The organism is Ruegeria sp. CE12, assembly GCF_056537525.1.
Genome location: NZ_JBQFRS010000002.1, coordinates 501,576 through 516,663 on the forward strand (window position 1 = coordinate 501,576; position 15,088 = coordinate 516,663).

At 56.5% G+C, this 15,088-nt stretch carries 13 protein-coding genes; 9 read left to right on the forward strand and 4 right to left on the reverse strand.

All coding sequences use genetic code 11. The annotated features are described in order from the left end of the window. Positions 1-70: 70 nt before the first annotated feature. The 3 genes from ACR0IO_RS07310 to ACR0IO_RS07320 are packed head-to-tail and all read right to left on the reverse strand — an operon-like array spanning position 71 to position 2,168. Complete coding sequence (locus ACR0IO_RS07310) at positions 71-547, reverse strand: CinA family protein (protein ID WP_480740449.1); 477 nt, start codon at positions 545-547, stop codon at positions 71-73. After that, positions 544-1,041, reverse strand: a complete 498-nt coding sequence (locus ACR0IO_RS07315; protein ID WP_170330688.1) for a phosphatidylglycerophosphatase A family protein — start codon at positions 1,039-1,041, stop codon at positions 544-546. The genes ACR0IO_RS07310 and ACR0IO_RS07315 overlap by 4 nt, the downstream gene beginning before the upstream one ends. Next, on the reverse strand, positions 1,038-2,168 hold the full coding sequence (locus tag ACR0IO_RS07320; RefSeq protein WP_480740451.1) for a bifunctional 2-C-methyl-D-erythritol 4-phosphate cytidylyltransferase/2-C-methyl-D-erythritol 2,4-cyclodiphosphate synthase: 1,131 nt from the start codon (positions 2,166-2,168) through the stop codon (positions 1,038-1,040). The genes ACR0IO_RS07315 and ACR0IO_RS07320 overlap by 4 nt, the downstream gene beginning before the upstream one ends. A 183-nt stretch (positions 2,169-2,351) precedes the next feature. Between ACR0IO_RS07320 and dusB the strand changes: the two genes are divergently transcribed. From dusB to ACR0IO_RS07355, 7 genes are all read left to right on the forward strand, one after another. Next, positions 2,352-3,335 (forward strand): tRNA dihydrouridine synthase DusB, encoded by a 984-nt coding sequence (gene dusB, locus ACR0IO_RS07325; RefSeq protein ID WP_480740454.1) that lies wholly within the window; start codon positions 2,352-2,354, stop codon positions 3,333-3,335. Beyond that, complete coding sequence (locus ACR0IO_RS07330) at positions 3,332-4,399, forward strand: two-component system sensor histidine kinase NtrB (protein WP_480740455.1); 1,068 nt, start codon at positions 3,332-3,334, stop codon at positions 4,397-4,399. Before dusB ends, ACR0IO_RS07330 begins: the two co-directional genes overlap by 4 nt. 32 nt (positions 4,400-4,431) lie before the next feature. Continuing rightward, positions 4,432-5,799 carry a response regulator gene (locus tag ACR0IO_RS07335; protein WP_480740456.1) on the forward strand — a complete coding sequence of 456 codons (1,368 nt, stop codon included), beginning with the start codon at positions 4,432-4,434 and terminating at the stop codon, positions 5,797-5,799. Between the two features lie 162 nt (positions 5,800-5,961). Continuing rightward, positions 5,962-8,187 (forward strand): sensor histidine kinase NtrY-like, encoded by a 2,226-nt coding sequence (locus ACR0IO_RS07340; protein ID WP_480740859.1) that lies wholly within the window; start codon positions 5,962-5,964, stop codon positions 8,185-8,187. Continuing rightward, complete coding sequence (gene ntrX, locus ACR0IO_RS07345) at positions 8,184-9,593, forward strand: nitrogen assimilation response regulator NtrX (protein ID WP_155147211.1); 1,410 nt, start codon at positions 8,184-8,186, stop codon at positions 9,591-9,593. Before ACR0IO_RS07340 ends, ntrX begins: the two co-directional genes overlap by 4 nt. Before the next feature lie 43 nt (positions 9,594-9,636). Continuing rightward, the gene (locus ACR0IO_RS07350) at positions 9,637-10,269 is read left to right on the forward strand and encodes a helix-turn-helix domain-containing protein (protein WP_480740458.1); all 633 of its coding nucleotides are present in this window, start codon (positions 9,637-9,639) and stop codon (positions 10,267-10,269) included. 43 nt (positions 10,270-10,312) lie between these two features. Continuing rightward, positions 10,313-11,494: an MFS transporter gene (locus tag ACR0IO_RS07355; protein ID WP_480740459.1), complete on the forward strand. Its 1,182-nt coding sequence runs from the start codon at positions 10,313-10,315 to the stop codon at positions 11,492-11,494. An 18-nt stretch (positions 11,495-11,512) separates the two neighbouring features. Here the strand turns inward: ACR0IO_RS07355 and ACR0IO_RS07360 are convergent, their stop codons facing one another. Continuing rightward, on the reverse strand, positions 11,513-11,992 hold the full coding sequence (locus ACR0IO_RS07360; protein WP_170330677.1) for a hypothetical protein: 480 nt from the start codon (positions 11,990-11,992) through the stop codon (positions 11,513-11,515). Positions 11,993-12,088: 96 nt separating this feature from the next. On the opposite strand from ACR0IO_RS07360, the gene trkA reads away from it, so the two are divergent. Both trkA and ACR0IO_RS07370 read left to right on the forward strand, forming a co-directional pair. Continuing rightward, positions 12,089-13,465 (forward strand): Trk system potassium transporter TrkA, encoded by a 1,377-nt coding sequence (gene trkA, locus ACR0IO_RS07365; protein ID WP_155147203.1) that lies wholly within the window; start codon positions 12,089-12,091, stop codon positions 13,463-13,465. Further along, complete coding sequence (locus tag ACR0IO_RS07370; protein ID WP_480740462.1) at positions 13,465-15,003, forward strand: TrkH family potassium uptake protein; 1,539 nt, start codon at positions 13,465-13,467, stop codon at positions 15,001-15,003. The genes trkA and ACR0IO_RS07370 overlap by 1 nt, the downstream gene beginning before the upstream one ends. Positions 15,004-15,088: the final 85 nt, after the last annotated feature.

The following is a 15,088-nucleotide window of genomic DNA, read 5'->3' on the forward strand; positions in this document are numbered from 1 at the left end:
GCGCCTGTTTTGACGTCCTTTTTTTAAGTGGCGATAATTTCCGCGCAATATTGTGGCGGTCGCCTTAATTTTAAGCGATGTCAGAAAGGCCCTTGTAGATCAGATCAAGTGCGTGGTCGCGCGCAGCCCTGCGCACGTTGTCCCGGCCGAGCGCGCCATACTCGACGGTTTCTGTCCTGGTTGGGCGCCCTTGAACGGCTAGTCCGAAACAAACGCGGCCTTCGGGTTTGAACTCTGATCCGCCCGGTCCGGCAATACCGGTGATCGAAACCGAAAGCTGTGCCTGCGAGTGCGTCAGTGCGCCATCTGCCATTTCTCTGGCGACTTCTTCGGACACGGCACCATGGTCGGCGAGCGTCTCGGCGCTGACCCCCAACATCTCTTGTTTAGCGGTGTTGGTGTAGGTCACGAAGCCGCGTTCAACGACAGCGGAACTGCCTGGGATGTCTGTCAGGGCTGCGGCAACCATGCCACCCGTGCAGCTTTCCGCTGTCGAGATCATGACTTTCAACGCTTTGGCGCGTTCCAACAGATCCGCTACGGTCACAGGCCCAATACTCCATGTGCGATGGCTGCAAGGATCATGACACCAATCGCAGCGAAGATCCCGGCGATGACATCATCCAACATGACACCCAATGGGTCGCCGCGCCGGTCGGCCCATCCAATCGGACCGGGTTTAGTGATATCGAACAGGCGGAAGAGGATGAAACCGGCAACCCAACCGGGCCAAAGGGCGGTGATGTCGATCCCATGTGCCCAGGACGGGTAGGAAATTGCCCAAAGCGCGATGAACTGGCCAGCGACCTCGTCAATCACGATTTCCGAGGGGTCATGATCCTCTTGTCCTGCTGTCATGACCCCGGTCGCCCAGATGCCGCCGACTATAACGGCGATAGTTGCCAGAGCCAGTAGAGGAAACCCTCCGATCGTGTGCAGTACCCAGACCATAGGCAGTGCGGCAAGTGACCCCCAAGTTCCCGGTGCCGGGCGCAGATATCCGACGCCGCCGACAGTTCCGATCAGGCGCGCCGCGTTCATGATTTCACCAAACAGGCAGTGGCCACGGATGCGATGCCCTCACTGCGGCCGGTAAAGCCTAGGCGTTCGGATGTTGTTGCCTTCACCGACACCTGATCGGCGTGTAACGCCATGATTCTGGACATTTCTTCACGCATTTCTTGCGCGTGGGGGCCGATCTTGGGGTATTCGCAGACCAGCGTGCAATCCACGTTGGAAATACGATATCCCATTTGCTCGGCAAGCTCGACCGCGTGACGCAGAAAGATCTCGCTGGCGGCGCCTTTCCATTGTGGATCGGATGGCGGGAAGTGCTGACCGATATCGCCCTGCGCCAAAGCGCCGTAGATTGCGTCCGTTACCGCATGCATACCAACATCGGCGTCTGAATGACCCTGCAGACCCCGATCATGCGGGACCTTCACGCCGCACAGGACCACGTGATCACCATCGCCAAAACGATGCACGTCATACCCGTTGCCCAACCTTACATCCATATCCGTTCCCATTATGCGTTCTGCCCGGGCAAAATCCTCGGGCCTTGTGATTTTTAGATTGTCTGCGTCACCCGGCACGATAACCACCTCGATACCTGCCGCACGTGCGACTTCCACATCGTCTGCCGCTCCGCCCGGATGTGCGGAGTGAGCTGCGACGATCGCATCATATCGGAAGCCTTGCGGTGTCTGGGCTGCAAACAAGCCTGAGCGATCCTGCGTTCCTGTCACCATGTTCTCGTCACCCGTCCAAAGCGCATCCGTTACGGCAAGGCCGGGTGCGGCAGCGGCGTGAGTATCCAGCGCCACCAGAACGTTGCGGATGGTTTCCTCGCTGACGCAAGGGCGAGCAACATCGTGAACCAAAACCTTTGAGACGCTCTTGCCCGCCAGTGCCTGCAATCCATTACGTACGGAAACCGCACGATCATGACCGCCGGAGGCCAGCAATAGATTGCTGTCCCGGAATTCTTCCCATGCTTCGGTATCGTCGGGCGAGAGAACAAGAACAATATGATCCACCAATCCTTTGAACCGGCTCAAGGTCCAATCGGCCACCCTTTTCCCGGCCAAAGCTCGCCATTGCTTGGGCGTGCCGCCTCCTACGCGCTGTCCGCGTCCCGCGGCGACGATTATGGCGGCGGTGGTCATGTGCGAAAACTCTCCTGCTTGATGCGCTTTGTTTAGGGGGCGTTGAATGCAGAGGCAATCACCTGCGTAAACCTGCCTAAATATTAGGCATATGATGATTTTGCGGGCTTGCGGGTCGCCGTTTTGTTGTTCATATGCGCAGAATTCGATATCAAATCTGCAACTGCCCAAGGATTAAGCACGTTGACCCTGCAACTCGCTGACAAAGATCTGAACCCGCCGGTCCTGCTGGCGCCGATGGCCGGAATCACGGATCGGCCATTTCGTGATCTCGTTATGTGCTTTGGCGCAGGGATGGTCGTAAGCGAAATGGTCGCCAGCCAGGAAATGGTACAGGCTAAACCCGGTGTGCGTGAGCGGGCTGAGCTGTCGGCAGACGTGGAAAACACGGCTGTACAACTGGCGGGGCGAGAGGCTCACTGGATGGCTGAGGCTGCGCGCCAGGTTGTTGATCGGGGTGCGCGGGTGATCGACATTAACATGGGTTGTCCGGCCAAGAAGGTCACCAATGGGTATTCAGGCTCTGCCTTGTTGAAAACGCCGGATCACGCGTTGACTCTGATTGAGGCAGTCGTTGATGCCGTGGATGTGCCGGTCACGCTGAAAACACGGCTGGGTTGGGATGACAATCTGCTGAACGCCCCGGATGTGGCGCGCCGGGCGCAGGATGCAGGCATCCGCATGGTCACGATTCATGGTCGCACCAGATGTCAGTTCTACAAGGGGCGCGCAGATTGGCAGGCAATCCGAGCGGTGAAAGACGCAGTTTCAATCCCGGTAATTGCCAATGGAGACATCATTGATACCAAAGGGGCTCGCACCGCGTTGGCCCATTCTGGCGCAGACGGTGTGATGGTCGGCCGTGGCGCACAAGGAAAGCCATGGCTCTTGGCGCAAATCTGTCACGATCTTTACGGTCGCCCTGCGCCAGAGATTCCATCGGGTGAGGATCTGATCGAGATGGTCCGTGCGCATTATCAGGCGATGCTGGAGTTCTACGGAACCGATCTGGGCCTACGCGTCGCACGTAAGCATCTTGGCTGGTACATGGATGAGGCCGGAACACCACCCGCGTTACGCCGATCTGTATTGACCTCACGAGACACTGACGAGGTATTGCACCTGCTCGGCGACGCGTTGTCTTGCAAAGCAGAGGTGGCGGCATGACGTCGGATCAGGAAATCTGGGCCTCTCTGCCGGTTCCGGCTTTTATCATCGATGGCGACGACCGCATTGCGGATGTGAACTCGTCAGCTGAGGGCTTTCTGAACGCATCCCGCAAATCTGTCGTCGGGCATCCCGTTTGGGATCAGATCGCAGTGGATGCCCCATTGGAGGAGGCGTTCCTGAGGGCACGAGAGCAGGGCACGCCGCTTTTCGTCAATGATGTGGATGTGGGATCGGGCAATCGCGCGCCTTTGCAATGTGCTTTGCAGATCGCACCGATGGTTGGGCATCCCGGTTCGATGATCATGATCATTTCTCCTCGGGAACTGGCCGGGCGGATGACGCGGGGAAACACCGTTAAATCTGCGGCGCAATCGGCGATTGGAATGGCCGAGATGCTGGCGCATGAGATCAAGAATCCCTTGGCCGGGATCACCGGCGCGGCTCAGTTGTTGAGCATGAATATTGCGCCCCAAGACCTTGAACTTACAGATCTTATCGTCGAAGAAAGCCGCAGGATCGTGAAGCTTCTGGAGCAGGTTGAGCAATTTGGAAACCTGTCCCGGCCAGACTTCAAGCCAGTTAACATTCATGACGTTCTGGACCGCGCACGCCGTTCTGCTTTGCTGGGTTTTGGCGCTGATATGACGATCATCGAGGATTATGATCCCTCGTTGCCATTGGCCTACGGTGATCCGGATCAGTTTCTGCAAGTTGTGCTGAACCTTCTGAAGAACGCTTCAGAAGCCGCGGGTGCCGGCGGTGGTACCATCCGCCTGCGCACCTATTTCGAACATTCGTTCCGTTTGCGGCGCAGCGATGGGTCGGGGCACTCGCTGCCATTGCAGATTGAGATCATAGATGATGGACCGGGCGTGTCCGAAGATATCATCAGCGATATTTTTGACCCGTTTGTTTCAGGCAAAGAAAATGGCACCGGTTTGGGTCTCGCTTTGGTTAGCAAGATCATCTCCGACCACGATGGTTGGATTTCAGCGGAATCCATTCCGGGCCGAACCGTTTTCAAACTGTCACTGCGGCGGGCACCGCGTCACGAACAATAGAGCCGTAACCGGCAAACAAAGGAGAGCACCTGATGGATGGTACAGTATTGGTTGCAGATGATGATCGCACGATCCGCACCGTTCTGACACAGGCCCTGACGCGGGCCGGGTGCAAAGTGCATGCAACATCTTCGCTGACCACACTGATGCGTTGGGTAGGTGAGGGCAAAGGGGATGTCGTAATCTCGGACGTTGTCATGCCAGATGGTAACGGTTTGGAGATGTTGCCAAAAATCTCTCAGGATCGACCCGGGTTGCCGGTTATCGTGATCTCGGCCCAAAACACGATCATGACGGCGATCCAGGCGGCTGAGGCAGATGCGTATGACTATTTGCCCAAGCCGTTTGATTTGCCCGATTTGATGAAACGAACAGCGCGTGCGCTTGAGCAGAAGCAGCGCGCCCATCCCGAAGCAGCCGATGATCGCGCAGACAGCCCTGATGAACTGCCATTGGTAGGTCGAACGCCGGTCATGCAGGCGCTGTATCGTCTGGTCGCACGGGTGATGAATACAGATCTGTCAGTCATGATTTCTGGTGAAAGTGGGACGGGTAAATCACTGATTGCGCGTGCTATTCACGATTTTTCTGACAGGCGTACATTGCCGTTTGTAACTGCTACGGCAGCTGATCTGAGGGATCTGGAAGGACCGGCGCGCGTGATGGCGCGGGTTCGTGGCGGGACGCTGTTGATTGATGAGATCGCTGATATCGATGACGAAGTGCAGGCGCGTATCGTGCGAATGATGGATACGCCCGGCGATCATGTTCCGCGTTTTATGGCAACCAGCCAGACCGATTTGACCGAAGCGATGGAAAGCGGTCGGGTGCGCCAGGACCTGTACTATCGCCTGTGTGGGGCAACGGTTCATGTTCCATCCCTGCGGGAGCGCGTGGATGACATCACGCTTCTGGCTGAGCACTTCCTGTCACGGGAAGAGCGTGAAAGCGGCACAAAACGTTGGCTCAGTCCCGAGGCAGTGGAATTGGTGCGGCGCTATTCGTGGCCTGGAAATGTACGCCAGTTGGAAAACGCCATTCGCAGGCTCAGCCTGACCAGCCGCGCTGACGAAATCTCGCAGGCCGAGGTGGAAATGGTATTGGGCAGCCAACCCGAAGCTGAACCGGTTCTGGGAGATGGCGAGCGGGAAAAACTGTCATCCTCGGTGGCGCGTCATCTGCGTCGTTACTTCGACCTTCACGGCAATATTCTTCCCCCGCCGGGCTTGTACCAACGCATTTTGCGCGAGGTTGAGGCCCCTCTGATCGAAATTGCACTTGAGGCAACTGGCGGAAATCAGGCGAAATGTGCCGATTTGCTGGGGATCAACAGAAATACGCTGCGCAAAAAGATTACAGATCTCGATATTCAGGTGACACGCCGACGCAAACTGATGTAATATCGCCACACAAACCGTGGCATCCGGGTTCGTACCCGGCAAGGACCACGATATATGGCGGTAAGCCGCGAGAGCGGCACATCAGGATGAGGGCAGACGGTGGCAACCCGGGCACAGAACCGGCCAATTCTATCGATTAATCGGTGGCGTAAGTCCCGAAAGATGCGCAATTTCGGCACCTTGGGCCTTGTGGTTCTTGGACCTGCGCTTGCATTGGCCACGTACCTCGTAATCGGACCGTTCGATCTGGGCGCGACTGCGCCGACATTGCGTCTGATTCTCCTTGCCGACCTCGTTTACGTGCTGGTGGTCGCTGCGCTGGTTCTAGGGCAATTGGGCAGTCTTATCGCCGCGCGGCGCGCAAAATCAGCGGGATCAAGGCTTCACCTGCGTCTTATCGGTGCATTTACGCTGCTTGCGCTGGTGCCGACGGTAACAGTGGCAATATTTGCCGGGCTGACGGTGAACATTGGCCTTGAAGGCTGGTTTTCAGACCGCGTCAGGCAAGTGGTGGGCTCGTCACTGACGGCTGCCGAGGCTTATGAACTGGAGCACCGACAGGGTTTGACGCAGGACGCGACGGTGCTCGCTCGATTCCTCGACAATGCACGAACGCTGGACTTCTATATTTCAGATGCAGAACTGCGCGAGGTGCTGGCGCAGGGGCAGGCGCAAATCCAGCGTGGTTTGCGTGAGGCTTATGTCATCGACGGTAGTGGCGAGATTCGGTCTCGTGGGGACCGTTCCTATCTGTTCAATTTCGAACCCCCGACGCCTGAACAGATAGTAGAGGCAGACGACAAAGGCCTGCTAATTATCGCGGACTGGTCGAACAACGAATTTCGCGCACTGGTTCCTTTGAAAGCTTACCTCGACCGGTACCTTTATGTTAGCCGCGATGTGGACGGCCAGCTGCTGACCTTGCTGGACGACACCAAAGAAACTGCACAGTTCTACCAGCAACTTGAGAGTGAACGGGGCAGGGTGCTGTTCGAATTCGGTCTTTTGTATCTTGGGTTTGCGTTGATCCTGATCCTTGCGGCCATGTCGCTGGGCATGTGGTTTGCCGAACGTCTGTCGCGCCCCGTTGGACGTCTGACCACAGCGGCTCAGCGCGTGGGGGCAGGCGATCTGAGTGTTCAGGTGATCGAAGAGGCCAATGACGACGAGATCGCCATGCTTGGCCGCTACTTCAACCAGATGACCCGCCAGTTGAAGGGCCAGCGGGATACACTGCTTGAAAATACGCGACAGATTGAACGCCGTAGGCGCCTGTTTGACTCGGTGCTCAGCTCGGTGACATCTGGTGTTGTAGGGGTCGATCCCGACGGCTGTGTTACGTTTGTGAACCGTTCGGCTGAACGTTTGCTGGATTGGTCAGGGGGTGAGCAGCATCTCGCGATCGGGATTGCCGTCCCGGAATTTTTGCCGCTGTTTGAATCTCTGCTTGAAGGCGGACAGGAAGCTGTTCAGGGCGAGGTGAAAGTAACCCGCAAAGGTCAGCTGGAAAATCTACTGGTCCGTATGGCAACACGTCGTGGAGAAGACGGGGGATTGGAAGGCTATGTTGTGGCCTTTGATGATGTGACCGATCTGGTCAGCGCCCAGCGGATGGCTGCGTGGGGGGATGTTGCCCGTCGCATCGCGCATGAGATCAAGAACCCGCTGACACCGATCCAGTTGAGTGCAGAAAGGATCAAGCGCAAGTTCTCTCGCAAGCTTGATGAGGAGGATTGCGAAAGTCTCGAGTCGATGACCGATGTCATCGTTCGACAGACCAATGATCTGCGCCGGATCGTGGACGAATTCTCGAAATTCGCACGGATGCCCGAGCCGGACCGGCACGAGGCGAATGTGGTTGATCTGGTTCGTGAGGCCGTTCTATTGCAGCAGGCAGGGCAGCCGGATGTTCAGATTGATGCGGATCTGCCTGAAGAGCCCATTCTTGCCGATGTCGATGCGACGATGCTGAATCAGGCGCTGACGAATCTGATCAAGAATGCCGGTGAAGCCATTGGAACACTGAAAGAAAAAGGAGCGCCCGATAATCTGGCGCCGCAAATCAAGGTCGTCGTATCCAGCGATGAGGCTGGAACCATAATCACCATAGCAGACAACGGAATAGGTTTACCTGAAGACAGGGCTCGGTTGTTCGAACCCTATGTGACAACACGCGATGAGGGGACCGGTTTGGGCCTGCCCATCGTGAAGAAAATTATCGAAGAACATGGCGGTGCGCTGACGTTGGAAGATGCGCCCGTATTTGACGGACAGGACCATTTTGGCGCGATGGCCGTGATCCGTTTGCCGGGGGCCAGTATTTCCCCCGCCGTCGCGCCACAGAAGCAGGCAATTCATATAAACAAGCTGAAAGCAGGCCAAAGATGAGCGACATTCTGATCGTAGATGACGAACGCGATATTCGCGAACTGGTGTCCGACATTCTGGAGGACGAAGGCTATTCCACCCGGCTGGCTGGCAACTCGGACGAGTGCATGGCCGCCATCAACTCCGAGCCACCAGGGCTCCTGATCCTTGATATCTGGCTGAAGGACAGCCGTATGGACGGGATCGATATTCTCAAGGCAGTTAAGCGCGACAACCCGGATGTGCCGGTGGTGATCATATCGGGGCATGGCAACATTGAAATTGCCGTCGCTGCAATCAAGCAGGGCGCTTACGATTTCATCGAAAAGCCTTTTAATATCGACCAGCTCATGGTGGTCATCCGCCGCGCGATGGAAACCTCGCGCCTGCGTCGTGAAAACGCGTCGCTCAAGCGGAAAGAGGTCAGCAGCTCGGACATGATCGGCAAATCGGCCTCGTTCCGTGCAATGCAGGGCCAGCTGGACAAAGTCACGAAGTCCAATGGTCGCGTGATGCTGAGCGGTCCAGCCGGTTCGGGCAAGGAAATTGCTGCGCGATACATCCATGCGCATTCCAATCGGGCAAATGCTCCGTTCGTCACTGTGAATTGTGCGGGTGTTGAGCCAGAACGGATGGAAGAAGTTCTGTTTGGACGCGAATCCTCCGAGCGCGGGGTAGAATCCGGGTTGCTGGAAGAGGCGCATGGCGGTGTCGTCTACTTTGACGAAGTGGCCGATATGCCGCTGGGAACGCAATCGAAGATTCTACGGGTATTGGTGGATCAGCAGTTCCAGCGGGTAGGTGGAACCGACAAGGTGCGGGTAGACCTGCGGGTCATCTCGTCAACAAACCGGGATCTTGATGACGAGATTGCAGCCGAACGGTTCCGGGAAGAACTGTACCATCGTCTGAATGTGGTACCGGTAGCCGTGCCTTCGCTGGAAGAACGGCGCGAGGATATTCCGGTTCTGGCGCAGCATTTCATCGAAATGTGCAATGAAACCCAAGGCTTGCCCATCCGTGAGTTGTCCGACGAGGCAGTGGCCCTGTTGCAGACAATGACGTGGCCTGGAAACGTGCGGCAGCTGAAAAACCTGATCGAGCGTGTTCTGATCCTCGGTGACGGTACTGGCCCGATTGAGGCACGCGAATTGCCGAATGAAGAGGAAAAAGCCGAAGACTCGGGTCGCGTTGTCCTGTCCGGTGCATTGGCCACGTTGCCATTGCGTGAGGCCCGCGAGGCATTTGAACGTGAGTATCTGCTGACCCAGATCAACCGGTTTGGTGGTAATATCAGCCGCACCGCAAGCTTTGTCGGCATGGAGCGCAGTGCGCTGCACCGCAAACTAAAGTCGCTGGGTGTTGTCACGTCGAACAAATCCGGTGCGCGGGTCGCGCATATGGATGAGCCCGAACCGGCTGAGTAACTGGGCGGGCTTTTACGCGATCAGGTCTGGTGCAACCCGATTGATGGCTGCACCCACCTGCATCGTTTCGAAAGGCTTGGTACCAATGATTGCAAATATGGCAGAGACCGGGATGGCCAAAACGGTGGGTTACCCCGCATTTGGAAGCCGTATCAAACGGCTTCGCCGATCAATCGGGCTGAAACAATCGGCGCTTGCCGACTTGCTTGAGGTCGACCAGACCACGATTTCGAGATGGGAAAATGGTCAACAGACGCCGACCCCTCATGTTCAGCAGGCGGTTTTCACGGCACTGGGGCCGACAAGATCGGAAGATGCTGCCCTCAAGCGACTGGTCATGAATTCCTCGGACTGTATCCATCTGGTGGAGGAAGCCAGCCACATCTGCCTCGCATATTCGGCTAGTCGCGCCAATGATTGGAAAACCAGCCAGCGTGCGTTGCTAGGGGTATCTCTTTGGCAGTTCGCTACAGACGAAATTCAGCAAGCTGAGGCGGAGTTGAAAGATGAGGGTTGGTGGGATCTGCAAACGCCAGCGCCAAAGGCGTTTCTGACGTCCGAAGCGCTGCATGATGAAATCAGGATCAGCGCCGGGCAGATCATTTGGGAGCGCCTTTACCTATCGGATGGCACGCCCGTTCGGCTGGTCAGCGGGGCTCGGATCAGCGGCGCATAATTTATGCGTTCCTGCAGCCGGATGGACGCTGTAGACCTGCCACATGAATCCATCGCTACGAATATTCCTGCAGGTCATTCTGCTTTGGTGCGCGGGACTGGGTGCTGCTACCCAGTTCGCCAAGATCGCGGTGCCATTTGCTGATGTCGGCCTGCTTTATCCCGCACATGCAGATGCAATTGGCTGGCTGTTGTCGATAATCAGCCTGATGGGTGCTGTGCTGGGTGCAACTTCGGGGGCTATCACCGGTTGGGTCGGGCCCGTGCGTCTGTTGATTGCCGGTCTCGTGCTCGGTGGTGCGATCTCATTGGTTCAGGCCACGCTTCCCGGTTTTCAGTTGATGTTGGCTAGCCGAGTTGTCGAGGGATTGTCTCATCTGGCCATTGTCGTTGCCGCACCAACTCTGATCGCCCAGATCACGCAAGGCAAAGCACGAAACGTAGCCATGGTGTTATGGAGCACATTCTTTGGCGTGGCGTTTGCGATGAATGCATGGTTCGGGCTGCCATTTGTAGATCAGTTCGGTTTACCCGCTTACTTTGCTCTACACGGCGCTCTCATGTTGGTGATGGCCGGATTGATTGGCCTATGTCGCCTCAAGGTAAGCATTGGATCGTCGGAAGGCGTGAGTTGGGGGCTATCAGCGTTTGTCGATGCTCATCTGCGGACCTATCGCTCTCCATTTATCTCAGCCCCGGCACTTGGATGGTTTTTCTACACGCTGACCTTCGTATCACTCCTGGCGATCCTGCCCGGGCGATTGCCAGAAGAGCAGGGGGCGTCAGTCGCTACCTTGATGCCGCTGGCCGGGATCGTTTTGTCATGGTTGCTGGTGCCGATCCTGTTGACAGTTTTCTCTTGCGTAACCGTGGTCAATTTGGGTTTTGGACTGGGCATAGTGGCCATCCTTTCCTTGTTTATGGGGGCACCGCTGGCACTGGTCTGTATCGCGTTGTTCGCAGTACTTGGGCTGGTGCAGGGCGGCAGTTTTGCAGCCGTTCCCGAGCTGAATGAAGCCGCCGAGGATCAGGCGTTGAGCTATGGCGCGATGGCCCAGATGGGAAATGCGGGCAATCTGCTTGGCACTCCGGTCCTATTGGCGGTGCTTTGGCGCGTGGATGCGGCGGGAATGTTTATTGCGGTCGCTGGGTTCTATGCAGCTGCAGTCATTTTGCACATCATACTGGCGCAGCGACGCAAGCGTGCATTGGCCGCTTTGGGCTAAGTGACCACTCCGGGAAACCTATCCGGCTTGTCCGGGCGTGATGATCTGGAAAGAGCCGTCGTCGAATTTCACGAAACATGAGGCGCTGCTGAGTGGCGGTAGCTTGGTAGTGCGAACCGGCGCAACCTTGGATTTCACCCCAGATTTACAGGGCGGCAGGCTGACAGGGCGATAGCCTTTCTGTGCCATACATTGCGCTTCGACCGTGTTTCGCAAATCCTGATTGACGTCGACTGTGTAAACATTGCCGGGTTGCCACCAACCCGGTGTTCGATAGCAATAGCCTCTTCCATCGCAATAGGTTCTGCCGGGCCAATAGACCGGTGGATTCTGCCTGATCTGGTTTGCAACCGGCGCGTCCTTGAGTGCCTGCACCTGACATTGCGTGGTTTCCGTTTGCATACGAGATACGGATTCACCTTCGCGATAATACAGCGAAAGCGGGCCGCACGAGGCGAGAACCATCAGGGGGATAAGCAAACGAAGCACTGTTTTCATATGCTTATCTTGCCTCACCTGTCTGTCCATGACAATTCAATTGACCGTTTTGGGGGCATCTGTCATTCAAAGAATTCAGGCAGAAGGGCCAAAAACATGAAGGTCATCATTTGCGGTGCTGGTCAGGTTGGCTGGCAGATTGCACGGCACCTTTCGGGCGAGTTGAATGACGTAACGGTTGTGGACAACAATCCCGATCTGGTGCGTCGCGCGACGGAAACGCTGGATGTGCAGGGAATCGCAGGCTTCGCCAGCTATCCGGACGTGCTGGACAAGGCAGGTGCGCGCGATGCGGACATGATCATCGCCGCAACCCATTCGGACGAGGTGAATATGGTCACCTGCCAGATGGCGCATTCGGTGTTTTCCATCCAGCGTAAGATTGCGCGTTTGCGGTCCAAATCTTACCTCGAAGCGATTCACTCGGATCTTTATCGCCGGGATCATCTGCCGATTGATGTGGTGATCAGCCCTGAGCGCGAGGTTGCGGCTGCCGCGATGCGTCGCCTGTCCGCGCCATCAGCGTTCGATACCGAAATTTTCATGGACGGCAAAGCGCAGTTGCTAGGCATTCGCGTGGACGAAGACTGCCCGATTGTGAATACACCGCTGAGGCAGCTGACAGATCTGTTCTCGACACTCAGTTCGATTGTGGTGGGTGTGCGTCGTGAAGGGTCATTGTTTGCCCCTGAATCCGAAGATCAGCTGTTCGTTGGCGATGAATGTTATGTCTTCACCAACGTCAAAGATGTCGACCGAACGATGGAGGTCTTTGGTAAGGCGCAAAAGAAACAGGACCGCGTTGTAATCGTCGGCGGCGGTAATGTGGGGCTCGAAGTTGCCCGCACTTTGGAAGAACGCGAAAGCCGGGTCCGGGCCAAAGTGGTCGAACGCGACCGTAAATGTGCTGAAGTGGCCGCTGAGGCGTTGGAACGAACGATTGTTCTGAATGGTGACGGGTTGGACGCTGCGCTGCTGAGCGAAGCGGGTATAGAACGGGCCGATGCGATGTTGGCTGTCACGGATGACGACCGGACCAATATGCTGGCAGCTGTTCGCGCCAAGGCGGAAGGATGCGCTCTGGCGATTGCACTGATCAACGATCCCAGCATGGTGGCGTTGATGGGACCGCTTGGAATCGATGCTTATATCAATCCACGTGCTACTACTGTCAGTTCGATTCTGCGTCACATCCGTCATGGACGCGTGCGTCAGGTCTATTCCATCGGGGATGCCGAAGCCGAAGTGATCGAGGCAGAAGTACTTTCGACATCACCTATGGCTGGGCAGAAACTACGCGACATTGACTTCCCCGAAGGTGTTCTGGTGGGCGCTGTGCGTAAAGGCGACGAAGTTCTGAGGCCGACAGGTAGTTTGCGCATTGATGAAAAGGATGTCGTCGCAATCTTTGCCATGGCCAAGGACGTGCCTGAGGTCGAGCGGCTTATGCAGGTTTCGATTGATTTCTTCTGATGGTGACCGTGCGCAAACAGCAGCTCGGATTGATGCGGCGATTGCCGTTGTTTCTGTTGATCTGGGGATTTGCGTCTCTGGCGATGTGGATTCCTGCGATTTACGCGCTGGCCCTGGATGATCATCCCACCTCACGCTCGTTCTTCTATTCCGGGATTGTCGGACTGTTCTTTGTCACGGTCATCGGATTGGCGATGTCAAACCGAGAACCAAGGCGCGGTACGCTGGGACAGTTGGCCGTGCTGTTTGCATCTTTTACGGTTCTGCCTCTGTTTTTGGCAGTGCCGCTGCATGATGCATTGGGCAACACGAAATATCTGAATGCCTATTTTGACATGGTCAGTGCGCTGACCACGACTGGCGCTGACATGTTCCCTGATCCGACGCGACTAACTGCGCCCCTGCATTTATGGCGAGCACTGGTTGGTTGGCTGGGCGGATTGCTGATGTGGATATCCGCTGCAGCTATACTTGCGCCGCTTTCATTGGGTGGATTCGAGATTACCGCGCGGGGTCAGCCGGGGCGACCGGTCTCGGGCGTGGCTCAGAGCGAAAAGGTTGATCCGCGCGGTCGCCTGATCCGTGTGACCCGCACATTAACACCTGTCTACGCAGGCCTGACGTCGGTGATCTGGATCCTGCTGCTGGTCGCAGGAGAGCAGGGGCTTACAGCAATTTGTCATGCGATGTCGGTCATGGCGACATCGGGAATTTCTCCGGTCGGCGGGCTTGAGGGATCGACTGCCGGGTTCACTGGTGAGGCAATCCTGTTTCTGTTCCTGTTCTTCGCCTTGTCGCGCCTGACGTTTTCCACCGACACCGCTGCATCGGGCTATTCAAGACTTGATAAAGACCCCGAGTTTCGAATTGGTCTGATGATTGTTATCGCTGTCGCGCTGCTTTTGTTTTTCCGGGTTCTGGCCGGGGTGAGCGAGATTGGTGGCCAGATGGATGCCGGGCAGGCCCTGTTTGTGATCTGGGGGATGGTGTTTACCGTCATGTCGTTCCTCACCACTGCTGGCTTTGAAAGTGCAAACTGGAATGATGCCCAGCAACTTTCGGGGCTGGGAACGCCCGGCTTGGTGCTGATGGGCCTTGCGCTGATCGGTGGCGGGGTGGCGACCACTGCTGGCGGGGTCAAGTTGTTGCGTGTCTATGCGTTGTATCTGAATGGCGCGCGTGAGATTGACCGTCTGATCTATCCCTCATCCGTTAGCGGTGCAGGGGGTGGCAATCGTCGGATTCAGAGCGATGGTGCCTTCATCGCATGGATCTTCCTGATGATGTTCGCGATCACGCTGGGTCTGTTTGATGTTCTGCTGGCAGCAATGGGCGTGGGATTCGAACAGGCGATGGTCTTGAGCGTGGCAGCACTCAGTACAACCGGACCCCTGATCGAGTTGGCGACTGATGTACCGATCCGCCTAATTGATCTGTCTGCGGGGGCCAAACTCACGCTGTGCGCGGCGATGGTTATTGGGCGTTTAGAAACATTGGCGATCATCGCGTTGATTACACCGGCACTTTGGCGAGGGTGATCTGCTTGCACCGGCTTATCCTAGTGCCTGATTTTTCATCTGGAATATCTTTGCGCACCACTCCATACTCACGCAGAGGGAGCGC